This is a genomic window from Phyllobacterium sp. YR620 (assembly GCF_900104165.1).
Classification (GTDB): Bacteria; Pseudomonadota; Alphaproteobacteria; order Rhizobiales; family Rhizobiaceae; genus Phyllobacterium; species Phyllobacterium pellucidum.
The window spans coordinates 1229609-1253034 of record NZ_FNJP01000001.1; the positions used below are offsets into that span (position 1 = coordinate 1229609).

The 23426-nt window shown below is 58.7% G+C and carries 26 protein-coding genes and 3 tRNA genes; 17 read left to right on the forward strand and 12 right to left on the reverse strand.

The features are described 5' to 3' along the window. Positions 1-144 precede the first annotated feature (144 nt). From BLR72_RS05760 to BLR72_RS05790, 7 genes are all read left to right on the forward strand, one after another. On the forward strand, positions 145-1320 hold the full coding sequence (locus BLR72_RS05760) for a cysteine desulfurase family protein (RefSeq protein ID WP_091946033.1): 1176 nt from the start codon (positions 145-147) through the stop codon (positions 1318-1320). A gap of 170 nt (positions 1321-1490) precedes the next feature. Next, the gene (sufB, locus tag BLR72_RS05765; RefSeq protein WP_027231412.1) at positions 1491-3017 is read left to right on the forward strand and encodes a Fe-S cluster assembly protein SufB; all 1527 of its coding nucleotides are present in this window, start codon (positions 1491-1493) and stop codon (positions 3015-3017) included. Then, the gene (locus tag BLR72_RS05770; protein ID WP_027231411.1) at positions 3017-3223 is read left to right on the forward strand and encodes a hypothetical protein; all 207 of its coding nucleotides are present in this window, start codon (positions 3017-3019) and stop codon (positions 3221-3223) included. Before sufB ends, BLR72_RS05770 begins: the two co-directional genes overlap by 1 nt. A gap of 90 nt (positions 3224-3313) precedes the next feature. Beyond that, entirely contained in the window at positions 3314-4069 is a 756-nt protein-coding gene (sufC, locus tag BLR72_RS05775) for a Fe-S cluster assembly ATPase SufC (RefSeq protein ID WP_027231410.1), read from the forward strand. 11 nt (positions 4070-4080) lie between these two features. Next, positions 4081-5352, forward strand: a complete 1272-nt coding sequence (gene sufD, locus BLR72_RS05780; RefSeq protein ID WP_091946667.1) for a Fe-S cluster assembly protein SufD — start codon at positions 4081-4083, stop codon at positions 5350-5352. 43 nt (positions 5353-5395) lie between these two features. Then, entirely contained in the window at positions 5396-6637 is a 1242-nt protein-coding gene (locus BLR72_RS05785) for a cysteine desulfurase (protein WP_091946036.1), read from the forward strand. Between the two features lie 5 nt (positions 6638-6642). Next, complete coding sequence (locus BLR72_RS05790) at positions 6643-7053, forward strand: SUF system Fe-S cluster assembly protein (protein ID WP_091946670.1); 411 nt, start codon at positions 6643-6645, stop codon at positions 7051-7053. A gap of 63 nt (positions 7054-7116) precedes the next feature. Here BLR72_RS05790 and BLR72_RS05795 read toward each other — a convergent pair whose 3' ends face one another. Then, a complete protein-coding gene (locus BLR72_RS05795) occupies positions 7117-7692 on the reverse strand; it encodes a Cif family virulence factor (protein WP_091946039.1) in 576 nt (191 codons plus the stop codon). A 118-nt stretch (positions 7693-7810) separates the two neighbouring features. Between BLR72_RS05795 and sufA the strand changes: the two genes are divergently transcribed. Further along, on the forward strand, positions 7811-8185 hold the full coding sequence (gene sufA, locus BLR72_RS05800; RefSeq protein WP_091921634.1) for a Fe-S cluster assembly scaffold SufA: 375 nt from the start codon (positions 7811-7813) through the stop codon (positions 8183-8185). Between the two features lie 57 nt (positions 8186-8242). Beyond that, positions 8243-8560: a TfoX/Sxy family protein gene (locus BLR72_RS05805; RefSeq protein ID WP_091921632.1), complete on the forward strand. Its 318-nt coding sequence runs from the start codon at positions 8243-8245 to the stop codon at positions 8558-8560. Positions 8561-8579: 19 nt separating this feature from the next. Here BLR72_RS05805 and BLR72_RS05810 read toward each other — a convergent pair whose 3' ends face one another. The 3 genes from BLR72_RS05810 to BLR72_RS05820 form a co-directional block, all read right to left on the reverse strand. Continuing rightward, positions 8580-8987: an NUDIX domain-containing protein gene (locus BLR72_RS05810; protein WP_091921630.1), complete on the reverse strand. Its 408-nt coding sequence runs from the start codon at positions 8985-8987 to the stop codon at positions 8580-8582. Positions 8988-9066: 79 nt separating this feature from the next. Further along, on the reverse strand, positions 9067-10572 hold the full coding sequence (locus BLR72_RS05815) for a DEAD/DEAH box helicase (RefSeq protein WP_027231402.1): 1506 nt from the start codon (positions 10570-10572) through the stop codon (positions 9067-9069). 190 nt (positions 10573-10762) lie between these two features. Next, positions 10763-11536, reverse strand: coding sequence for an NAD kinase (locus BLR72_RS05820; protein ID WP_091946042.1), 774 nt, complete (start codon positions 11534-11536; stop codon positions 10763-10765). A 228-nt stretch (positions 11537-11764) separates the two neighbouring features. Here BLR72_RS05820 and BLR72_RS05825 point away from each other — a divergent pair. From BLR72_RS05825 to BLR72_RS05835, 3 genes are all read left to right on the forward strand, one after another. Then, positions 11765-11840 (forward strand) — tRNA-Thr (locus tag BLR72_RS05825). Between the two features lie 74 nt (positions 11841-11914). Then, positions 11915-12301 (forward strand): DUF6632 domain-containing protein, encoded by a 387-nt coding sequence (locus tag BLR72_RS05830; RefSeq protein WP_091946045.1) that lies wholly within the window; start codon positions 11915-11917, stop codon positions 12299-12301. Positions 12302-12467: 166 nt separating this feature from the next. After that, on the forward strand, positions 12468-13586 hold the full coding sequence (locus BLR72_RS05835) for an NADH:flavin oxidoreductase/NADH oxidase (RefSeq protein WP_091946048.1): 1119 nt from the start codon (positions 12468-12470) through the stop codon (positions 13584-13586). A 33-nt stretch (positions 13587-13619) separates the two neighbouring features. On the opposite strand, the gene blaOXA is transcribed toward BLR72_RS05835, so the two are convergent. Then, positions 13620-14435, reverse strand: a complete 816-nt coding sequence (blaOXA, locus tag BLR72_RS05840) for a class D beta-lactamase (protein ID WP_091946051.1) — start codon at positions 14433-14435, stop codon at positions 13620-13622. 233 nt (positions 14436-14668) lie between these two features. On the opposite strand from blaOXA, the gene BLR72_RS05845 reads away from it, so the two are divergent. Continuing rightward, the gene (locus BLR72_RS05845; protein WP_027231397.1) at positions 14669-16288 is read left to right on the forward strand and encodes an ATP-binding protein; all 1620 of its coding nucleotides are present in this window, start codon (positions 14669-14671) and stop codon (positions 16286-16288) included. 37 nt (positions 16289-16325) lie between these two features. Then, positions 16326-16673, forward strand: a complete 348-nt coding sequence (locus BLR72_RS05850) for a response regulator (RefSeq protein ID WP_210183718.1) — start codon at positions 16326-16328, stop codon at positions 16671-16673. A 28-nt stretch (positions 16674-16701) separates the two neighbouring features. Here BLR72_RS05850 and BLR72_RS05855 read toward each other — a convergent pair whose 3' ends face one another. From BLR72_RS05855 to BLR72_RS05870, 4 genes are all read right to left on the reverse strand, one after another. Next, the gene (locus BLR72_RS05855) at positions 16702-16890 is read right to left on the reverse strand and encodes a hypothetical protein (RefSeq protein WP_091946054.1); all 189 of its coding nucleotides are present in this window, start codon (positions 16888-16890) and stop codon (positions 16702-16704) included. Between the two features lie 84 nt (positions 16891-16974). Then, positions 16975-17178 (reverse strand): hypothetical protein, encoded by a 204-nt coding sequence (locus tag BLR72_RS05860; RefSeq protein ID WP_091946057.1) that lies wholly within the window; start codon positions 17176-17178, stop codon positions 16975-16977. Further along, positions 17175-17837, reverse strand: coding sequence for an acyl-homoserine-lactone synthase (locus BLR72_RS05865; RefSeq protein WP_091946060.1), 663 nt, complete (start codon positions 17835-17837; stop codon positions 17175-17177). The genes BLR72_RS05860 and BLR72_RS05865 overlap by 4 nt, the downstream gene beginning before the upstream one ends. 81 nt (positions 17838-17918) lie before the next feature. Further along, on the reverse strand, positions 17919-18662 hold the full coding sequence (locus BLR72_RS05870; protein WP_139202502.1) for a LuxR family transcriptional regulator: 744 nt from the start codon (positions 18660-18662) through the stop codon (positions 17919-17921). Positions 18663-19140: 478 nt separating this feature from the next. Here BLR72_RS05870 and BLR72_RS05875 point away from each other — a divergent pair, with 478 nt between their 5' ends. Continuing rightward, positions 19141-20790 (forward strand): FAD-binding dehydrogenase, encoded by a 1650-nt coding sequence (locus tag BLR72_RS05875; RefSeq protein ID WP_091946066.1) that lies wholly within the window; start codon positions 19141-19143, stop codon positions 20788-20790. 17 nt (positions 20791-20807) lie between these two features. On the opposite strand, the gene BLR72_RS05880 is transcribed toward BLR72_RS05875, so the two are convergent. The 3 genes from BLR72_RS05880 to rlmB form a co-directional block, all read right to left on the reverse strand. Beyond that, complete coding sequence (locus BLR72_RS05880; protein ID WP_091946069.1) at positions 20808-21401, reverse strand: YceI family protein; 594 nt, start codon at positions 21399-21401, stop codon at positions 20808-20810. Positions 21402-21415: 14 nt separating this feature from the next. Then, complete coding sequence (locus BLR72_RS05885) at positions 21416-21997, reverse strand: cytochrome b (protein WP_091946072.1); 582 nt, start codon at positions 21995-21997, stop codon at positions 21416-21418. 92 nt (positions 21998-22089) lie between these two features. After that, positions 22090-22953: a 23S rRNA (guanosine(2251)-2'-O)-methyltransferase RlmB gene (rlmB, locus tag BLR72_RS05890; protein ID WP_091946075.1), complete on the reverse strand. Its 864-nt coding sequence runs from the start codon at positions 22951-22953 to the stop codon at positions 22090-22092. Positions 22954-23194: 241 nt separating this feature from the next. Here rlmB and BLR72_RS05895 point away from each other — a divergent pair. Next, a tRNA-Tyr gene (locus BLR72_RS05895) sits at positions 23195-23279 on the forward strand. 25 nt (positions 23280-23304) lie between these two features. Beyond that, a tRNA-Gly gene (locus BLR72_RS05900) sits at positions 23305-23378 on the forward strand. Positions 23379-23426 lie beyond the last annotated feature (48 nt).

The window sequence follows — 23426 nt, forward strand, 5'->3', positions numbered from 1 at the left end:
CCCATAAAACCAGTTTAGAACCGTTCAAAACTGGTATAGAATTTTTGCTCGAAGCGGCTTAATAGGCTGTTCCGAGGCAAAAATTCAAGGAAATTGCGCTTTGTGCAGCGCGGTGTTCATAAAGAACAGGATCAAGGACCATCCATGGCCGGCAATCGCGCCTATTTGGACTACAATGCAAGCGCGCCGCTGATCCCGGCGGCGCGCGATGCTGTCGTCCAGGCGCTCATGCAGACGGGTAACCCATCGTCCGTTCACCAGGAAGGCCGGTCCGCAAAAGCCATTTTGGAGACCGCTCGCCGGAATGTCGCCGCGCTTGTTGCCGCAAAGCCCGACCACGTGTTCTTTACATCGGGTGCAACCGAGGCAGCTTCAACCCTCCTGACCCCGCAATTCATGATGGGACGGTCGCCGATGCGCCTTTCGCATCTCTATGCAAGTGCGAGCGAGCATCCGTGCATTCTCGCAGGCGGCCAGTTTCCCGCGGATCAGATCACTATTATTCCTGTCGATGCCAACGGCATCCTTGATATCGATTTGCTGCGCGGCGCCCTTGAGGCCCACGATCGGAGCGCGGGGCTGCCGCTGGTGGCCGTCCAGGCTGCGAACAACGAAACCGGTGTTATCCAGCCGACTGACGAGATCGGTAAGGTCGTGAAGGCGTCCGGAGGCCTGTTCGTGGTTGATGCGGTTCAGGCGGCCGGCCGGATTCCGCTCAATATATCCGATACTTCGGCAGACTATCTCATCTTGTCTTCACACAAGATTGGTGGTCCAAAAGGCGTCGGCGCCATAGTGGCCGTGTCCGATCTGGTCATGCCGCGTGCACTTGTGCGCGGTGGCGGCCAGGAAAAGGGTCATCGGGCCGGCACTGAAGCTCTGCCGGTTATTGCAGGTTTTGGCGCGGCGGCAGAGGTTGCGACCAGGCGTCTGAATGCCGGAGGCTGGTCCCTCAAAACGCGCGACGCCATCGAGCGGGGTATCAAGTCCATCGTGCCAGATGCGATCATCCATGGCGAGGGAGCCAACCGCTTGCCGAATACGACCTTCTTTTCGCTGAGCGACATGAAAGCGGAAACCGTGCAGATCGCTTTCGATCTTGCGGGAATCGCGCTATCGGCGGGGTCCGCCTGTTCTTCGGGCAAGGTCGGCCCCAGCCATGTGCTTGCCGCCATGGGTTTTGGTGGCGGCACCGGTGCTCTCAGAGTTTCGACAGCGTCCGACACGGATGAAAGCGACGTTGCGTCGTTTCTCCACGCATTGGCCAAAATCGTCGCCCGCCGCGACCGTTCGAAACCTGTTGCCGTGGATGCGGCCTAGAAATTCCGGCTATCGGCCTCTGTTTATGGTCGATAACCGAAAAAATCCGGCGTCAGCCGGGTGTTAAATCGCGCGATTGCGCACTACATACGGAGCAAATATTCAAGACGACATACGCCTTGACGTTTGCAACTGCGGGACCTTGAACCCCGCGTGGATGGAGAACGCCAATGCCTGCCGTGCAGGAAACTATTGATCGGGTCCGCACCCTTGACGTGGACCAGTATAAATATGGCTTTGAAACCCTTATCGAAATGGATAAGGCGCCGAAGGGCCTTAACGAAGATATCATTCGCTTTATCTCTGCCAAGAAAAATGAGCCTGAATGGATGCTGGAATGGCGTCTCAAGGCCTATGAGCGCTGGCTGACGATGGAAGAGCCCACATGGGCGCGCGTCAACTATCCGAAGATCGACTTCCAGGACATGGTGTACTTCGCCGGGCCGAAGAACCAGACCGGGCCGACGTCGCTTGCCGAGGTCGATCCCGAACTCCTGCGTACCTATGAGAAGCTTGGCATTCCGCTGAAAGAGCAGGAAATCCTTGCGGGCGTGCGCAAGCAGGGCGAACCGAGCACTTCGGACGGCGAAGAGGTCAGCGACAACGTCTACAAGTCAGGCCGTGTCGCGGTCGATGCCGTGTTCGACAGCGTTTCTGTCGTGACGACGTTCCGTGCCGAGCTTGCCAAGGCCGGCGTCATCTTCTGTTCGATCTCGGAAGCGATCCGCGAATATCCCGAACTCGTCCAGAAGTATCTGGCATCGGTGGTTCCGGTCTCCGACAACTTCTATGCGACGCTGAATTCGGCCGTATTTACCGACGGTTCTTTCGTCTATGTACCCAAGGGCGTGCGCTGCCCGATGGAGCTTTCCACTTATTTCCGCATCAATGAGCGGGATACCGGACAGTTCGAGCGGACGCTGATCATCGCCGAGGAAGGCGCCTACGTCTCCTATCTCGAGGGCTGCACCGCACCGCAGCGCGACGAGAACCAGCTGCACGCTGCAGTGGTCGAGCTCATTGCGCTCGACAATGCCGAAATCAAGTATTCGACAGTCCAGAACTGGTTCCCGGGCGATGCGGAAGGCAAGGGCGGCATCTACAATTTCGTCACCAAGCGTGGCGATTGCCGTGGCGTCAACTCCAAGATTTCCTGGACGCAGGTCGAGACCGGATCGGCGATCACCTGGAAATATCCGTCCGTGATCCTGCGCGGCGACAATTCGCGCGGCGAATTCTATTCGATTGCCGTTTCCAACGGCCATCAGCAGATCGACAGCGGTACGAAAATGCTGCATCTCGGCAAGAACACGTCGAGCCGCATCATTTCGAAGGGCATTTCGGCGGGCAAGTCGAACAATACCTATCGCGGCCAGGTGTCGGCACACCGCAAGGCCGAGAATGCGCGCAACTTTACCCAGTGCGATTCACTGCTGATCGGCAATGATTGCGGCGCCCACACCGTGCCCTACATCGAGGCAAAGAACGCCACGGCGCAGTTCGAGCACGAAGCGACCACCTCGAAGATCTCCGAAGACGCGCTGTTCTACGTGATGCAACGCGGCATTCCGGAGGAAGAGGCGATCGCGCTCATCGTCAATGGCTTCGTCAAGGAAGTTATCCAGGAACTGCCAATGGAGTTTGCCGTGGAAGCGCAGAAGCTCATCGGCATCAGCCTTGAGGGGAGCGTCGGTTAATGGTCATCGCCACGAAGGAAGAGCTCGACAGGTTGCGCCGGCGCTATGAAGAGCTTGGCGAAGTCATCGAGGAATTGACGGATACGCTGGCGCGCTCGTCCACGGCGACCGAACGTGTGCTTGAACCTGAACTGATCCGGGCCCGCAAGGAGCTCGCTTCCGTGGTCGAGCGCCTGAAAAGCCTGAGCGGCGATAATTCGAATTGAGGGATGGCGACAGGCTATCCATGCTGGAAATGAAATTGAGCGGAGGATCGCCTGTTTGCTGGTCCCGCTGGAATACGAAGGAACTATGAAATGCTGGAAATCAGAAACCTGCACGCACGCATCGCCGAAGATGGCACCGAGATCATCCGGGGCCTGAACCTCACGGTCAAGGCCGGGGAAGTTGCCGCCATCATGGGCCCCAACGGCTCTGGCAAGTCTACACTCTCCTATATTCTTGCTGGCCGCGAGGACTATGAGGTGACGGAAGGCGACATCCTCTACAATGGGGAGTCGATCCTCGATCTCGACCCGTCCGAGCGTGCGGCAAAGGGAATTTTCCTCGCGTTCCAGTATCCGATGGAGATACCGGGCGTAGCCACGATGGAATTCCTCAAGGTGGCGATGAATTCGCAGCGCAAGGCACGCGGCGAAGAACCGCTGAAAATCCCGGAGTTCCTCGGCCGCGTCAAGACCGCCGCCGCATCGCTCGACATGGACATCGGCATGCTCAAGCGTCCGCTCAATGTCGGTTTTTCCGGCGGCGAAAAGAAGCGAGCCGAAATCCTGCAGATGAAACTGCTCGAGCCCAAGCTTTGCGTGCTCGATGAGACGGATTCGGGGCTCGATATCGATGCCCTGAAGATCGTTGCCGACGGCGTCAATGCGCTGCGTTCGCCGGATCGGGCAGTAATCGTCATCACGCACTACCAGCGCCTGCTCGACTATATCGTTCCGGACACAGTGCATGTCCTCTACAAGGGGCAGGTCATCAAGTCGGGGGGCAAGGAACTTGCCCTGCACCTCGAAGAAAACGGCTACGCCGATATTATCGGCGAGGCAGCCTGAGGAGCGTCATGATGAATGTTCACGCAAGACGCCAGCCCACGGCCGCGGAAGCCGCGCTGGTCGACGCCTTTGTTGACCGGATGGGCGAACTGCCGGGCGATGGCGAAATCTCCAGCGCCCGCGACAATGCCATTGAGGCGCTGAAGGAGCAGGGCCTGCCCTCGCGCCGTGTCGAAGCCTGGCACTATACCGATTTGCGGACGCTGCTGCGCAGCGTTGCGCCCTATGACAGCGCTGCTGGCACCAATGCATTGCTGCCGATTATCTCCGGCTCTGCCATTGCCGCGGTTTCGAACGGCGTCAGCCTGGTTGCACCCAGAGTTGATGGCGTCGAATTCCAGAAGTTCAGCGAGAAGCTGTCGGAGGGATCGGTCATTGGCGACCTTGCCATCCGTGATGGCGATGACACGATCGGCCAGATTAACGCAGCCTATGTTACCGATGGCTGGGCTGTGTCGGTTGCCGAAGGCATCGAACTCGGTACGCCGCTCGAACTCCAGAACATTCAGACGCGCGGCCAGGGCCACGTGCGGTTTCCGGTCAAATTCGGCAAGGGCGCCAAGGCTACGGTCATCGAGCGCCAAGCAGGCGGCGAGGGCGACGGTTTCTCGACGAGCATCAGCAATGTCACTGTCGCTGACGATTGCGAAATTACCTGGATCATCCTGCGCGAGCATGGCGAACAGTCGACCCAACTCGCTCAGTTCATTGCCACCATCGGCAAGAACGCCAAGCTCAACCTCTATGTTGTCAATGCCGGCGGCAAGCTCGTTCGCCAGGAAGTGCATGTGCTTGCCCAGGGTGAGGGCTGCGACTTCCAGCTGCGTGGCGTCAATCTCCTCGGCGGCGACTGCCATACGGATGTGACGATGACGCTCGGCCACCTCGTCGAGAACACGACGTCGGTGGAAATCGTCCGCAACGTCGTCACTGACCGGGCGCGCGGCGTCTTTCAGGGCCAGATCAAGGTCAACAAGATCGCCCAGAAGACCGATGCGCGCATGGCCTGCAACACGCTCCTGCTTTCCGACGACGGCGAATTCGACGCCAAGCCGGAACTTGAGATTTTTGCCGACGACGTTGCGTGCGGTCATGGCGCGACGGTTGCCGAAATAGACGGGAACCATCTGTTCTATCTGCAGGCACGCGGCATTCCCGAAAGCGAGGCACGCGGGCTGCTGATCAAGGCATTTGTGGCCGAGGTCGTCGAGGAGCTTCAAGACGAGGAATTGGTCGAAGCGCTGGAAGGCATCCTCGACAAGTGGTTGGCCGCTCACGTCTGAGCGGTCGTCCAAGTCAACTGGAAAACGGGATAACGCGGCTATCATGGACTCCAAGATCATTTCGAGCAGCTACGACGTAGAGGCGATCCGTCGCGATTTCCCGATCCTGTCGCGCGAAGTCTATGGCAAGCCGCTTGTCTACCTCGACAATGGCGCATCGGCGCAAAAGCCGCAGGCTGTCATCGACGCGATCACGCATACCTATTCCAACGAGTACGCCAATGTGCATCGCGGCCTGCATTTCCTTTCCAATGCGGCGACCGATGCCTACGAAAAGGCGCGCGAAAATGTCCGGCGCTTTCTGAATGCGGCTTCCCTTGATGAGATCGTCTTCACCAAGTCGGCGACGGAGGCAATCAACACCGTCGCCTATGGCTATGGCATGCCGAATATCGGCGAGGGCGACGAAATCGTGCTGTCGATCATGGAGCATCACTCCAACATTGTGCCGTGGCATTTCATTCGCGAGCGCCAGGGCGCCAAGCTCGTCTGGGTGCCGGTCGACGATCAAGGCGCGTTTCATATCGAGGAATTCGAGAAGCGGCTGACGGAGCGCACCAAACTCGTCGCTATCACGCATATGTCGAACGTGCTCGGCACGGTGACGCCGATCAAGGATATCGTCCGTATCGCCCACGCACGCGGCATTCCAGTGCTGGTCGATGGTAGCCAAGGTGCGGTTCATCTGCCCGTCGATGTGCAGGAGCTTGGATGCGACTGGTACATTTTCACCGGGCACAAGATTTACGGGCCGTCGGGCATTGGCGTTCTCTACGGGCGCAAGGAAAAGCTTGAAGCGATGCGTCCCTTCCAGGGCGGCGGCGAGATGATCGAAGAGGTGACGGAAGACATCGTCACCTACAACCATCCACCGCACCGGTTCGAAGCGGGTACACCACCGATCGCCCAGGCGATCGGCCTTGGTGCCGCGATCGAATATGTGGAGAAGATCGGCCGCGCCGCCATTCTGGCGCATGAGGAGGATCTGCGCGACTATGCCCACGAGCGTCTGCGGCAGATCAATTCACTGCGCATTTTCGGCGACGCCAAGGGCAAGGGCGCGATCATTTCATTCGAGCTCGAAGGCATTCACGCCCATGACGTGTCGATGGTGATCGACAGGGCCGGCGTCGCGGTGCGTGCCGGTACGCATTGTGCGCAGCCGCTTCTGAAGCGCTTTGGCGTAACGTCGACATGCCGTGCCTCATTTGCCATGTATAATACGCGAAACGAGATCGATGTTCTTGCCGATGCGCTGGAGAAAGCGCGGAAATTCTTTGGGTGATGATGATGGCCGATAAAGTCGAAACGCTTGAAAAGCAGGATACGGTTGCAGCCGATCCGGTACATACGCCGGTTGGCACGGCGTCGGCGTCCGCTATTCCCGCCGATGAACTGGCGCGGATGACGGATGATATTATCGGTGCGCTGAAAACCGTCTATGATCCGGAAATTCCGGCCGATATCTATGAACTCGGGCTCGTCTACAAGGTCGATATCGAAGATGATCGCTCGGTCAAGATCGAGATGACGCTGACGGCGCCGGGCTGCCCCGTAGCCGGAGAAATGCCGGGATGGGTGCAGGATGCAGTCAGCGCCGTCGAAGGCGTCAGCTTCGTCGATGTAACGATGACCTTCGATCCGCCGTGGACGCCCGACCGGATGTCGGAAGAGGCACAGGTTGCGGTTGGCTGGTATTAATCCGTTCTTTGTTTGGATAGCTTGCCGCAAGCCCTCGGGCTTCGGCTCCGTCCGATGAATTGGTCAGGGCGCCTCGCAGCCCTCAGGAACGCTTTGTTCGAGCGGCTTGTCGGATTTCTCCAGCGTACCGTCGAGGATCGACATAGGGACGTAGGGCACGCCCTGGATGGCCGGATTGGCGAGCCGTAAACGATAGCAGCCGTTGAAGACTTCGGTCTTGCCATCCTTGCCGGTCGATTCGATGGCAACGGGCTTGCTCCAATAGGCGGAACCTGCGGCGCCTTCTCCCTCGGCCTTGCCGAAGAGTACTTTTACCGAGGCCGTGGTCTCATAGCCCTTCTGAAACTCGGCAAAAGGCTTGGGCGGATTGTCTGGAGCATAATAGCTGTAGGCGCGGGCATATTCCTGCCGGTTGATGGCATTGTAGTACGATCGGATCAGGGTTTCCGGCGTGCTGCGATTGTCGAGATACTCGGGCGGGGTCTGGCTTTGCGCTTCGGCGGCGGGTTCGGCGGGTTTTGCCGGAGTTTGCCCCTGATCCTGCGTTTGTTCCGGCTGCTTCGTTTCCTGGGCCGAGGCGAAGGCCGGCGCGAGGAAGGCGAATGCGATGCTGCAGTAGAGAAGATTGCTATGGTTCATGGGCTCTCCGCCTCTCAATCGTTGGCCGGGACAGTTTGAGCACTTGCGGTGACGGTTGTGTAACATTAACTATGGTGTTGTGTGATCGTTCCGCGATCTCAAAGAAGAGAGATGAGAAATGGGTCGTTTTTCTGTCATGACGTTGACTGATGCTGCAGCCAACCGCGTCCGCGAGATTGTCGCGACGCGCGAGAATGCGCTCGGAATTCGTGTCGGCATCAAGAAGGGCGGCTGCGCGGGGATGGAATACATGATCGATCTCGTTACCGAGGCAAAGCCGGGTGACGATGTGGTCGAGAAGGACGGCATTAAGGTCTATGTTGCGCCGGAAGCCGTGCTTTATCTCCTCGGCACGCAGATGGATTTCGAAGTGACCACGCTGCGCACGGGCTTTGTGTTCAACAATCCCAACCAGACTTCGGCCTGTGGGTGCGGCGAATCAGTCGAGTTGACGCCGGCAAAGCCGGAGGCGCTGGCTGCAGCCGCGTCTTAAGATTACTCCTGTCAAATCGGGCGTGACGCGCCGTGCTTGTCCTGCAATAGTTCGTGCATGGACAATGATGCGATTCACGATCTTTTCTCCGGTCTCGGACCCGTTACCATCAAGCGGATGTTCGGCGGCAAAGGCATCTATTTCAATGGCTTGATCATCGCGCTTGAAGTGGATGACGAGATTCTGCTCAAGGCGGATACAGTTTCAGCGCCGGCGTTCAGTGCCGCCGGCTGCCGGCAATGGCGCTATAGCGGTAAGAACAAGCCCATCGACATGCCCTACTGGTCGATCCCCGACGAGGCGATAGACGATCCCGATATGATGGCGGAGTGGGCACGGCGCGCCTATGAGGCATCCCTGCGCACAAAGAAATAAATACCGAGGCAGGATTTATCTAAACGACCGCCCGGTCGCGCAGCAGGTCGACGGCATGGAGCGTCGGCATCGTCACCTTTTCCGGCAGCTCTCCGAGCGGAAACCAGCCAATGCCGCCGTGCTTTTCAGGCTCGAGCAGCCGGGCCTCGCCGCTATAGGTTCTTGCGAGATACAGGATGCCGAGCCAATGCTGTTGCTCTTCGTGGAAGAGCTGTTCGCTCAAGCCCAGCAGGCTGACAATTCCGGCTTCAAGACCGGTCTCCTCAAGAGCTTCGCGTCGTATGGCCTGTTCGGCGGTTTCGAGGAAATCCACTTTGCCGCCGGGAATGCCCCAGGCTCCGGCCTCGGGGCTTTTCTTGCGTTGCAGAAGGAGAATGCGGCCGCGATCCAAAAAGACCATGCCGCAACCGACGCCCGGAGTGTGCACGAGAAGCCCCTTCTGTCTGAACCGAATCCCGGTCCTGAGCTTTGCTCACGGGCATGGGATTCGACAAGACTGCCTGGGTTCAGATTTTGGTGTCGATCAGCATGAATGCGGGGATTTCGTCGCCGAAGCCGACCGGTGCCGAGCCCAGGTCGTCGCGTTCGCGCCGATGATCACGGCGCGGCTCGGCTTGTGAAGGCTTGCCGCGGCGCTGTTCATTGTCGGCCTTGATGGCTGCCCTGTGCGGCTTGTCGGCGTTGCGCGGCGCTACGGCGACCTCCGCCACGACTGGCGCTTCTTCGGCGTCCTTTGCCTTGTCGGCAGCGGCGAGAATATCGATTTCCGACTGGGGCCGTTCGCGCTCGCGGCCTTCGTTGCGTGGCCGGCGCTTGGGTTCGGCCTTGCGGCGGCCGCGGCGTGGCGCCTCTTCGGGTTCCGTCGAAACGGGCAGGGTGGAGAGGTCGCCGTCGAGCCAGCTGATATCTTCGCCGATCAGCTTTTCAATCGATGAAAGGTGCTTTACGTCAGCGGGCGTCACCAGGGTAAAGGCTTTGCCGGAACGTCCGGCGCGGCCCGTGCGCCCGATACGGTGTACATAGTCTTCCGAGTGGATCGGCACGTCGAAGTTGAACACGTGGCTGACATCCGGAATATCGAGGCCGCGGGCGGCGACGTCGGAGGCCACGAGAATCTTCAGCTTGCCGTCCTTGAAGTTCGCAAGCATCGTCGTTCGGGCGCGCTGATCCATGTCGCCATGCAGCGCACCGGCATCGAACTCATGCTTGACGAGCGAGCGGAAGAGCTCCGACACATCCTTCTTGCGATTGCAGAAGATGATCGCATTCTTGAGGCCTTCGTCTTCAGCGCGGATCAGGTCGCGCAGCACGGCGCGCTTTTCCCAATCCTTCTTGCCGGACTTCACCAGCTTCTGCTCGACGGTCTTGGCCGTGGTCGCTGCCTTCGCGACTTCGACGCGGGCCGGCGAATGCAGGAACTGTTCGGTGAGCTTGGTGATTTCCGGCGGCATCGTCGCCGAGAAGAACAGCGTCTGCCGGGTGAACGGGATCAACTTGCAGATGCGTTCAATATCGGGGATGAAGCCCATGTCGAGCATACGGTCGGCCTCGTCGATGACGAGAATGTCGACGGCGCTGAGCAGCAGCTTGCCACGTTCGAAATGGTCGAGCAGGCGGCCCGGCGTTGCGATCAACACGTCAGCCCCGCGCTCAAGCTTGCGCAACTGATCGTCGAACGAAACACCGCCAATGAGCAGGGCAACATTCAGCCGGTGGTTCTTGCCGTACTTGACGAAGTTCTCCTCGACCTGCGCCGCGAGTTCGCGCGTCGGTTCGAGAATAAGCGTGCGTGGCATGCGGGCGCGGGCGCGGCCCTGTTCGAGCAGGGTCAGCATCGGCAACACGAAGGAAGCGGTTTTGCCCGTTCCGGTCTGGGCGATGCCGAGCACGTCCTTACGCTGCAGCGCATGCGGAATGGCGCCAGCCTGGATCGGTGTCGGAATTGTATATCCTGCTGCTTCTACAGCATTGAGCACTTTGGGTGAAAGGCCCAGATCGGCAAAGGTGGTCAACGGAGGTTTAACTTTCTATCTGCAGTCGGTGCTGCGCCTGTCCATAATCCGACCAGGATTGCCTTGGTCTTTGGAATTGCACAGCGTTTTGCTTGAATGGCGTTACGGCGCAGGGGAGCAAAAGTCAACTCTTGGCGCAGGTCACATTTAAGAGTTTGTTACAATTGTGCGCGAATTTATTCCAATGTTGTCAATAAAGGAACTGTTCCTTGAGAATTCGCTCGTTCCAGGAATGGTTCTTGTCAAACAGAATGGTCGCTCGCATCTGCAAAGCTTCTTCAACCGTGACCGACAGGACGGACTTTACTTCCGTATGATCCGCGACAGCATTGACCGGGCGCTTTTCGGGTTCGAGGATATCGAAGCGCACGGTCACACGGTTTGGGAGAAGGGCGCCGCGCCAGCGTCGCGGGCGGAAGGCCGAGACAGGCGTGAGCGCCAGAAGGCGCGCATCGAGCGGGATGATCGGCCCCTGCGCCGAGAGATTATAGGCAGTCGAGCCGGCCGGCGTCGCAACCATGACACCGTCGCAGATCAGTTCCTCGAGCCGCACCTGCCCATCGACGCTGATCCGGATCTTGGCCGCCTGGTAGGATTGGCGCAGCAGCGACACCTCATTGAGGGCAAAGGCCGTGAAGGTCTCGCCATCCGCCGTCTCCGTCACCATTTTGAGCGGGCGGATGGTTTCGGCTTGTGCGGCCTCGATCCGCTCCTTCAGGCCCTCTTCCTTATACTCGTTCATGAGAAAGCCGACCGAACCGCGGTTCATGCCGTAGATCATCTTGCCCTGGTTCATGTAGTTCTGCAGCGTTGCGAGCATGAAACCGTCGCCGCCAAGCGCAACGATGACGTCGGCGTTGCGCGCTTCGGTCTGGCCATAGATCCGGGCAAGCTCGCTTATCGCCTCGTCGGAATCGGGCGTCCCTGAGGAAACGAAGGCAAATGTTTCGATTTTTCGGTTCATTTCCGCCTGCTCATCCTCGGTCGATCCGCATTGCGCGCTGTTTAACTGGCAAGGTGTTCGCGATCTCACCCTCGCTCCAACCAGCAGATCCTATGACACGCGGCTATCCGCGTAGCACGGCAGGGCCGATCTGGCAAAACCGCCGGCGCCTAAAAAAGTTGACGAAATCGCTTCACCGCCGATTTTTTAATTTTACAGGAACGAGCTTTATGCTAAGCGGACGCCGCTGCCCTTGTAGCTCAGTTGGTAGAGCATCTGATTTGTAATCAGAGGGTCGGGAGTTCGAGTCTCTCCGGGGGCACCATTAAAACTTGTCAGGACGTTTTACAGCATCCGCATCGCGAAACTGTGCCGTTTTGCCTGAACAAAGCAGCGCCCATGTCACGTCTGAAAATTCTGCAGATTGCTCTGGTCGTGTTCGGTGTCGCATTCTGCCTCCTTTATCCGCTTGCGATCGTCTGGCCGTCAGGGTGGGCGTGGCATGACGGCCCGCCGACCGCTTCGCACTATTTCATGATGATCGTGGGCATCTATGCGACGCTTGGAGTATTTCTGGTTCGAGCTGCGCGAAACCCCATGGCACATCGGTCGCTCATCGACTTTACGATCGGGTCGAGTGTCGTGCACGCGCTGATCATGGCGATCCAATCCTACAGCCCCGGTGCGCATTCCGGTCATATGCTCGGCGACGTGCCGGCGCTATTGTTGGTCGCCGCGGTGCTCGGTGGATTGTCCTATTCCGGCGGCGGAGCAAAGGAGCGCTAGAGAACGAAGTCTCGCATGGTCGTCTCTGTGCCGCCGAGCTGCGACCGGTCTTCTGCAGCACATCATCGAACTATCTGCGTTCGAAAAGTGCATTACCAGCCGTGCCGGACTACGCTACCATGTGGCGGCAAAGCCATTCGAACATAAAGCGGTTTTCGGAGGTCCTATGAGTGGAACCAAGCTCTTTTCGCCGGTGTCGATCGGCGATTTAAGTCTCAGCAACCGCATCGTCATTGCGCCGATGTGCCAATACTCCGCGCAAGACGGGCAGATGAGCGATTGGCACCTCATTCATCTCGGCACCCTTGCCAATTCCGGCGCGGGCTTCCTGACGATCGAGGCGACCGCCGTTACGCCGGAGGGTCGCATCTCCTACGGCGATGTCGGCCTTTATGACGATGCCTGCGAAGCGGCGATGCGCCGCGTCCTCGATGGCATTCGCCGCTGGTCGGACATGCCGATAGGCATCCAGCTCGGTCACGCTGGCCGCAAGGCTTCGAGCGAGGTGCCGTGGAAGGGCGGCAGCCAGTTGCCGCCGGACAATGCCAACGGCTGGAAGACCGTTGCACCCAGCGCCGTTCCCTTCAAGGACAGCTACGACGTTCCGACAGCGCTTGACAGCGACGGACTGGCGCGATTGCGCAAGGCGTTTGCCGACGCCACGGCGCGCGCGGCGCGGCTCGACCTTGCGGCGGTGCAGATCCACGGCGCGCATGGCTATCTCCTGCATCAGTTTCTGTCGCCGCTTTCCAACAAACGGACCGACGCCTATGGCGGGTCGCTCGAAAACCGCATGCGCTTTCCGCTCGAAATCTTCGAGACAGTCCGTGCTGCCTTTCCGGCGGGCAAGCCAGTCACGATGCGCGTGTCGGCAACAGATTGGGCCGAAGGCGGCTGGAATATCGAAGAGACGGTCGCCTTCGCCCATGCCCTTGAGGAGCGTGGCTGTGATGCCATCCATGTTTCGAGCGGCGGGCTCGCATTCAACCAGGAGATCGCGATTGGTCCCAATTACCAGGTGCCATTTGCGCGAGCCGTCAAGGCCGCGACACACATGCCGGTCATCGCAGTCGGCCTCATCACCGAGTTCGAACAGGCCGAAGCGATCCTTGTGACCGGCGATGCCGACCTGATCGCGATTGCCAGGGCGGCGCTTTATGATCCGCGCTGGCCATGGCATGCGGCTGCACATTTTGGCGAGACGGTTTCCGCACCGAGCCAGTACCTACGGTCGCAGCCGCGGCAGTACCGCACCCTGTTCGACGGAAACGCCTCCCAGAAATAGCGGCGAATAGTGGGTGGGGCGGTACGTCCCGTCTCAACGCTTCAAATTATCGGCTAGCGCCGGCCACTCCTTCAGGAATGCAGCGCGGGCACGAATCCCCGGCGATGTCGCCTGCCGGCTTTCGTCCTGCGTGAGCCGCGCGAACACCAGAGTGTCGTCGCCTTTGCGTGCCCAGCCGACATACCAGCCGAGGCCGCGGCTTCTGTCGAACGCGCCATCAGGTTTGCGCGGGTAGGCGCCTCCCGTCTTGCCGGAAATGGTCCAGCCGCCCGGCACCTCGCTGCTTTCAACGATCCTGTTGGTCATCTCATAGGCGCGCGGGTTTACTGGCAATTTCTGGTTTGCGATCTTTTCGAGAAAGCGCACCTGTTCCAGCGGCGAGATTTTCAGTGAGGAACTGATCCACGCCCGCTCGAGCGCATTGTTCTTGCCCGGATCGCCGGAAAAATCAGCATTGCCGTAGCCGAAGGTGGTCGCATATTGACGCAGCCGCTCGACCCCGAGCGCCTGCGTGATCTGCTGCGAGTACCAGACCACGGAGTATTTCATCCAGCGGGTCGGATCGGTCGGCTGTCTCCAGTCCTCGCCTTGCCAATCCGGGTAGCCTTCGCGAAATGGCAGCCTTGGCGTGTGGGCATCCTTGAGAAATCCGGAATCATACCCCATGACGCTCAGGGCGATCTTGAATGTTGATGCTGGCGTCACCCGGCTTTGACAATCGCCGTTTTCCACGAGGATTTTGCCATTGGATGCGTTGGCAACGATGGTGCAGATCGTCTTCCCCTGCGACACGCCGGTTTGAAAGCCGAGCGCCAGAAGGGCGAGCCCCGCAAGATTGAGCTTCTGCAAAATATTCTCCGCTGTTTTCGATTATTCGGTCCGGGTGCAAGATGCCAAGCTAACCATCGGACATTGCATATAAGTTACCACCACGATCTGCTGGGGTGTAGACCCTGCCCAAGTTCGGCTTTCAGGTAAGTTTTACCAGCGCGACCAGCCCTATTGCGGGGCGGCAAATCATGTGTCATTTCAATCCTTAGTATAATATGGGGGCCGGGAATATTTCCGGGCATCTGCAAAAAATGAATTTGCTTCTTGCGACCGATCCGATTCGTCTGCGTCCGTGGCTCGGCTACGCAACTGCGATCGTGCTCGTTACCGTTTCGCTCGTTTGCAGAGCCTGGCTCGGGCTTTATGTCGGCGGCATCAATTTTCTGCTTTTCTATCCGGCGATTCTCCTTGCGAGCCTGCTCGGTCGATGGGGGCCGGGGGTTCTTGCAACGGCACTTTCGGCGTTCCTGGCGCAATATTTCTTTGTCGATCCGGTGTACTCCGTCCTGCCGGAAACCACGGATCAATGGGCTGCACTCATCGGCTTTCTCTGCAACGGGTTGATCATCGTTGCGCTGATGGAGCGGGTTACGGCTGCCCATGCGCAGCAGATGGTCCTGCAGAAGCAATTGGAGGATGCAGCGAAGACGCTGGAGTCGAAAGTGGAGCGCCGCACCGCCCAGCTGCGATCGGAAATGGACGAGCGCGTCGCGGCACAGGAAAAAGTCCGGCAGTTGCAGAAGATGGAATCGATCGGCCAACTGACTGGCGGCGTCGCTCACGATTTCAACAATATGCTGGCGATCATTATCGGCAGCCTCGACATGGCGACGCGCCGGCTCACGGGCTCCGAGGATCCGCGCCTGGCAAAATCGATCCAGAACGCCAAGGAAGGGGCCCAACGCGCCGCGACCTTGACGGCCCGCCTCCTGGCATTCTCGCGCCAGCAGCCGTTGAAGCCCGAGACCGTCGACGGCAACAAGCTCGTCGGTGGCATGTCCGAACTGCTACGCCGCACGATCGGGGAGCATATCCAGATCGAGACCGTGCTGGCGGGCGGTCTTTGGAAGGCCCATGCGGATATCGGCCAGTTGGAAAACGCGATCATCAACCTTTGTATCAATGCGCGCGACGCCATGCCCGGTGGCGGCAAACTGACCATCGAAACGGCCAACGCAGAACTTGATGATCGCTACGCGCGGCTGCATGACGAGGTCAAGCCTGGCCAATATGTGATGCTCAGCATCACCGATACCGGTACCGGCATGTCCAAGGAGGTCATCGAGCGGGCGTTCGATCCATTCTACACGACGAAGGGCGCCGGGAAGGGGACGGGTCTCGGCCTCAGCCAGGTCTACGGCTATATCAAGCAGACTGGCGGACACATCAAAATCTATTCCGAAATCGATCGTGGCACGACGGTAAAAATCTACCTCCCGCGCCATCACGGCGAAGCGGATGTCGCGGCGCCGGGAGATGCGCTGGAAACGGCGCTGCCTCTTGTCGACGGTACCAGAATCGTCCTCGTGGTGGAGGATGAGGAGCAGGTCCGGCACATGACCGTCGATGCCCTGCGTGAGTTAGGCTATACCGTGGTCCAGGCGAGCACGCCGAAAGAGGCCCTGCAGCAAATCGAGTTGCTGCCCCATATCGACCTTCTGTTCACGGATATCGTGCTACCTGAAACCAACGGCCGACAACTGGCGGATATGGTGCGGCAGAAACGGCCGGAGGTAAAAGTGTTGTTCACGACCGGCTATACCCGTAACGCAATCGTTCACAATGGCGTCCTTGACCATGGCGTCAATTTGCTGCCAAAACCGTTCACGATCGATCAACTGGCGTTGAAACTGAAAGACGTTCTTGGATAAGAATAGTGGGGATCGTGACATTGGGGAAAGTTAGACGGTGAACAAAGGGGCAAGAATTCTCGTTGTCGAGGACGAAGGTCTGCTCGCCATGATGATCCAGGAGATGCTGGAAGATCTGGGCTTTGAAGTGCCGGACGTTGCTTCTACCTTAAGCGAAGGCATAAGCCTTGTTGAAACGGGTTCATATGAAGCTGCGATCCTCGACGTCTCGCTGCACGGTGAAAACTCATTTCCCATCGCCAGCTTGCTTGCCGAGAAGGGCATTCCCTTTGCATTTTCATCCGGTTTTTCGCTTGAAGATATCGCATCGGAATTTGCCGATCGGCCGCTGCTGCGCAAACCCTACCAATTCAATGAGTTGGAAGGTATTTTGGCCGCGTTCTAGAAATCGCAAGTCGGCGATTTTAAATCCGTTATGTTTGGGTTAGCAACTGGCTCGAACTCGCAACCTGCAATTCGGCCTCCGCCAACGCAATTGAAATGAGCGTCACGACTGACGACCAGCCGTCGGCCGCCGCGATCGTTCTCAATCGCTCGAGCTCCTCCCTGATTTTGTTAGCCACCTCAAGTCGTTCAAAATTTTCATTGCTGGCCGTTGCCATATGTGCCCCCGAGTTGCAGCTTGCATGGCTCACAACTAAGCACATTGCGCGCTTCGGCGCTCTTGGCAATTGGTCGAATACGCCTTAGTGGGGTTCGGAACCGTTGAGGTGATCTGATTGCGTTTTGCTCTTTCCAGACACTTGCTGCTTCGCCAGGTCGCTAACCTCGATGAAGGCCATTTCTATCAGGTACGAGAGGAACGGCAGTTTCTGATCTTTGGCGAGATCCGCCAGTTCCTGAAGCAAAGAAGCAATATATTCGAGACTTTCATTACGCGTGGCCTTCATTGGGGGTTGCTCATCTGTGCATTGAGGAAGAGGGCGGGCGAGGGATTGAGTTGCATGATCACCGGGTCGGGACGATCACCAGCTTTGCCCAGGCGTTTGCGGGCGATGTCCGAAATCTCGAACATGCCGGCATGAGTGAGGATGCCGCCAAAGTGTGTAGGGACGCCGACGGAACGCGGTGCCCAGTTGGCGCGCCGAAAAATGCGCGCCATGCGGGCGTCATAGACCGAAACCACAGTGTCCAGCCCCGCGAAGAGGCCTACCTCGACAACACCGCAAAAAAGCTCGGTCGTGACGCTGTTAAGCCGGCCATCCAGCGGGGCGGCCAGGTCAGGGTCGATGCAGAAGCGGGAGCTTTCCCAAATGAGCGGGCTTTCAATGAACTCGCCATCGGGCAGGAGCGCGCCGAACACGTCACGCAACATGTTTGGGCCCGTGGTTGGCAGCAACCGAAGCGATCCCTGCAGCCTTCCGGTCTGTTCATTGACCGAGGTCAGGTAGAGCGGATCAAACGTGTCGAACCGATCGGTCTCGCGACCGTTCTGCACTTGCACATCCCAGTTCAAGCGTTCCTTGAATACTCTGGCGCGAAGGCGAAACATCTGGTCGAGGAAATGGTTGTGCGAAATATAGTCATCGGCGCCAATCACATAAATCATGGGAAATACCCCGTTAATACGGCGCCAGTCTAGACGACGGCAAAGGCCGCGCCATACTGGAGAACTCGGGTATTTTGATCGTCAGAGTAAATCGAGCGAATAGAGCTTGGCGACAGCGTGGGTAAGGTTTTTTGCATCAAGCTTGCGCCGGGCAAGATCTTGATAGAAGCGCACCGTTTTTTCACTCAAGGAAAGAATGGTTCCGATTTCACCTGCAGACTTTCCGGCGGCCGACCATTTCAGGCACTCCAGCTCGCGTGGCGACAGTTTTATCTTTGGGTCGCGGTGGCCTTCGGCGCGAAGGACCATCTGGTGAATGTGAAAAGCGAGGATCTGGAAATCGCGGGTCCAGAACGGCATGAAGCGGATCCATTTTCCGAGCGGCATATTGCTGGAAACAGAGAGCAGAGCTTTTTCGCCATATCTGCCACGGACCGGAAAGCTGAGCCCGTGCCTTCCGACGCCGAACTCCACTGCTTCGCCGAAGAAACGGCGCAATGGCGGCCTGGTCACGTCGAACTTACCCCAATCGATAGGCAGTATGGATGAGAAGCCTTGCTTCAGGACCGGGTCCAGCTGCCAGTAGTTCTGATCGTTATAGCGATTGATCCAATCCGGCAAAAATGTCGTGGAGACATAGCGATTTCCGCCGGCAGGGCCGGGAAGATTGACGCCGACATAGGCAACGGAACTCAGCTCGTAGATTGTCGCGAGGCGGCCGATCAATTCGTGGACCTGCGGGTGATGACGAACCGACGTTGCCTCCTCGATCAGATTGAGGAAGTTTCGATCGAGGTCCATAGAATGCGCCGTAGCGGAGGTCACGCGCTCTTATCCTTCATTCGCCTGCGCCACATTTAATACAGTTCGTTAATGGCAAACTGTATTGAACGATAGTCTAAGACGCGCGTGAAAATGGGAGCAGAAGCGAGTACGTCACCCGAGCACGACGTCACGTCATCCTGGAATGCAACGGCAGACATACGTTTCGTTGGTGTGAAAACGTGGAACCCCGCTAGCGCTGGCGCGGACGTCCGGTACTGACAAAGTAGAGCATCCCGTAAGTGAGGGCGAATGACACCAAACATGGGAGTAGGTAGTCAACAATTGTGCTCATATCATCCTAACTAGATCGGAGGCCAAAAGTTCCATTGCAGTATAGCATAAGTGGAAAAGGTTGGGGGAGGGTTTACGCCGTCTCGCTCCACATAAATAGTTTGTTTGGGTTGCACGGGGCAAAATTAGGTGCAAGCCGCTTCGTTGCGATCCGAATCGGGTCCCGTTTGCCCTTGGGGAGATCAGTATGGCGCATGATGCGGATGTCATCGTAATCGGGGCGGGGCTCGCAGGTTTGGTGGCCGCAACCGAGTTGGCCGATGCCGGCAAGCGCGTCATCATCGTCGATCAGGAACCGGAACAAACACTTGGCGGTCAGGCCTGGCGCTCGTTCGGCGGTCTCTTTTTCGTCAATTCGCCGGAACAGCGTCGGCTGCGCATCAAGGACTCGCGTGAACTGGCGCTGCAGGATTGGCTGGGCTCTGCCGGTTTCGACCGCCGGGACGACCATTGGCCCCGCCAGTGGGCCGAAGCCTATATCGATTTTGCTGCCGGCGAAAAACGTTCGTGGCTGCACGCCCAGGGCATGCGCTGGTTTCCGATCGTGGGCTGGGCGGAGCGGGGCGGGTCACTCGCCACGGGTCACGGCAATTCCGTGCCGCGCTTTCACATCACCTGGGGCACCGGCCTCGGCGTCGTCGAACCCTTCATTCGCCGGGCGCGCGAAGCAGAGCGCAGCGGGCTAGTGTCCTTTCGCTTCAGGCACCGGGTGACGTCGCTGTCGTCGAGCGCCGGAACGATCGATGGCGTCGAGGGCGAAGTGCTCGTGCCCAGCGAGGTGAAGCGCAGCGAGCCGAGTTCGCGCGCGGTCTCGACATCGTTTTCGCTAAAGGCGCAGGCGGTGATCGTCGCAAGCGGCGGCATAGGCGGCAATCATCATCTGGTGCGCCGTAATTGGCCAAGGCGCCTCGGCACGCCAAAACATCTTATCAGCGGCGTGCCCGACCATGTCGACGGGCTTATGCTCGGGATTGCAGAGCGCGCCGGCGCACACCTGATCAACAGCGACCGCATGTGGCACTACGTGGAAGGCGTGCACAATTGGGACCCGATATGGACTAACCATGCGATAAGAATATTGCCGGGCCCGTCTTCGCTATGGTTCGATGCCGAAGGCAGACGCCTGCCGGCTCCGTGCCTGCCCGGCTTCGATACATTGTCGACGCTCGACTACATCATGAAAAGCGGTTTCGACTATTCCTGGTTCGTCCTCAATCATACGATCGTCAAGAAGGAATTTACGCTGTCGGGGTCGGAGCAGAACCCTGATTTCACGTCCAGGAGCTGGCGGCAGGTGTTGAAACGGGCGCTTGGAGGCGTGCCGGCGCCGGTCCAGGCCTTCCTCGACAATGGCGAGGATTTCATCGTCGAGAAGGATCTTGGCAATCTGGTGCGCCGGATGAACGCCCTGACCGGCGACAATCTCATCGATGAAGCCAAACTGCGCGGCGAGATCGAAGCGCGCGACCGCGAGGTTGACAATCCCTTTACGAAGGACGCGCAGATCACGGCAATACGGGGCGCGCGCAACTATATCGGCGACCGCCTCGTGCGCGTGGTGCCGCCGCACAAGATTCTCGACCCAAAGCATGGTCCGCTGATCGCGGTGCGGCTTAATATCCTCACCCGCAAATCGCTTGGCGGCATCGAGACCGATCTTGGCGCGAGAGCGCTCAAGGCGGATGGCGAGGTTCTCGCAGGCCTCTATGCGGCCGGTGAGGCAGCAGGCTTTGGCGGTGGTGGCATGCACGGCTACAATTCGCTCGAGGGGACTTTCCTCGGCGGCTGCATCTTTTCCGGCCGCACCGCCGGCCGGTCCGCGACAAAGGCGGTGTAACGAGCGCGTTCGTTCCGTCAGGAACGCTGTCCGCGTATCGTCATGTCGAACTGGACGACGTTCGAATAAATCGGCGTACCGACATCCATGCCATAGCGCGACCGCAGCAGCTTACCCTGCACGTGGAAGGTGATGGTGTTCTTGCCGTGATCGGCGAGACTTGCCTGGAAATTCGCCGGACTGCTTTTGCCGCGCGCCGTCAGGATCCCCGATATCTGGGCGGTATCGGAACTGGTCTGGGTGATCTGTGTCGATTTGAACGTGATGGTCGGGAAATTTGCCGAATCGAAAACCGCGTCGGATTTGAGGAAGCTTTCAACCCGGGCTTCGCCGGTCGAAACGCTCTCCGGATACAACGTGAAGTCGATCTCTGATCGCTTTATATCGGAACTGTTCAAGGCAAAGACGCCCGAGAATTTCTTGAAGTCGCCGGTGATGCCGCCGCCGCCAACCTGCGAAACCGTAAAGCCCACGCGTGAGGAGGGCTGAATACGGTAGCGTCCGGCAACGTCCGAGAGCGTGTCGGCCGTCACGAAAGTTGGAGTGAGGGCGATGATCGCGGCAATGCTTGCGCCGGAGAACGCCGACCGAATTGCATGTTTCGTTTCCATGATTGTTGATCCTGTCATGTTGCGTGCCGGCCGCCGTTTCGCACGGCCCCTGGAGCCAGCATGCGCAGCAAGATTGTGTCCCTCTTCCAGAAGTGATGGTGGAGCGCCGCGAGAATATGCAGCATGGCAACGGCCGCCGAGAGATAGGCAAGCCAGGCATGGCTCGCCGACCAGAACGCCTCGGCGCTGTCCGAAATCGCAATTGGCAAGGATGGGATGACGACGAGATCGAACATGAACGTCGGTATCCGCAGGGGAGAACTCGAGGCTATCGCCCAGCCGGTCAGCGGCACGACGAAGAGGCTCAGATAGAGAATGACGTGTGCGCCATGCGCGGCCACGCGCTCCAGCGGACTCAGCGTTGCGGGATCGCGCGGACGCAGATTGGCCGATTTCCACAGCAGACGGAGGGCAGACAGTCCGAGAACCAGGAAACCGAAGGATTTGTGCCACTGGTAGAGATTGAATTGAAGGGTAAAATCGCTCACCCGCACCATCAGATAGCCGAGAGCGATCTGACCGATGAAGAGGAGGCCGATAATCCAGTGAAACAGGATCGATATCAGGCCAAATGATTCTTTGCTGTTGCGCAGCATGGGGCGTGCTCCATTCCAGCCCTCCGCTATTGGGACGACTGGAGCAGGATGAACACTGCTGATGCGGATTATATTCGAAAGCGGCTTTTTCTCTAAGCGGAATCGCCGGCAAGGAAGCGTTGCGCGGCGTAAAGCGAGATCGCGGCGGCATTGGAAACGTTGAGCGACTTGATCGCGCCCGGCATGTCCAGCCGGGCGAGGTGAGTTACCGTCTCGCGCGTCTTTTGCCTCAGCCCCTTGCCCTCTGCGCCGAGAACAAGGGCAATTCGACCCTGCTGCATCGTGCGTTCGAGTTCAAGCGGACCTTCCGAATCGAGCCCGATCGTCGTGAAGCCGAGTTCGTGCAACTCGCCAATCGCTTCCGCAAGATTGCGGACCTCGATATGCGGAATGAGTTCCAGCGCTCCCGACGCCGCCTTGGCGAGGACGCCGGATTCCTGCGGGCTGTGACGCGCGGTGGTGATGATGGCGCCGGCCCCGAAAGCAACGGCTGAGCGCATGATCGCGCCGACATTGTGCGGATCGGTCACCTGGTCGAGAATCAACAGCAGCGAACTCTCCTGCAGCGCTTTCAAGGATTGTGCCTTGAGCGGTTTCGCCTCGATCATCACGCCCTGGTGCACCGCCTCAGAGCCCGTTTCGCGGTCGATGGCGCGCGGATCGACGATTTCGACGTCGAAAGGCAGCGCGGACGAATCGCCGATCTCGAGCCGATCCAGAGCGTTCTTCGTAACGAGCATGCGCTTGATTTGCCTGGCGGGATTGTCGAGCGCGGCGCGCACCGTATGCAGCCCGTAGAGCCGCACCAGGCCCTCAGGCGCTTGCGAGCCTTCCGCCGCGGGACGCCGGCTGCGCTGTGGTTGCTGCGCGCCGCCTGCCTTCTGGTCGCGAAACTGGCGACGCAGCGTCGCATAGTGGGAATCTTTGGGCGTTCGGGATGGTTTTTGCTCGGTCATGGCCGGACATATACCCTTTTGACAATGCGTGCGATACAGACATCTCGGCAAAAATCGCGGGCATTGCTGGCATGATAGGCAGATTTCTTCAGCTTGTTTCAACAAGCCATTCATTTTCTGCCGTGACCTGTTGACACCACGTAGGCTAGTCGGCATAAGGCCCTCCGCAAGCAGCGGCCAGGGCAAACGCAGGCAGGCTGCTTGAGAGAGTGCTTATGGTGTGGTTCCATCGGCGATGACCGGAGGGGTGCCCGAGTGGTTAAAGGGGACGGACTGTAAATCCGTTGGCTTAGCCTACGTTGGTTCGAATCCAACCCCCTCCACCATCCGCCGGGACCAACACCATGATGTGCGGGTATAGCTCAGTGGTAGAGCAGCAGCCTTCCAAGCTGAATATGCGGGTTCGATTCCCGCTACCCGCTCCAGTTTCAGGGGGCACCACATGTGCGTGAAAACGCGCAGAGGTGCTCTTC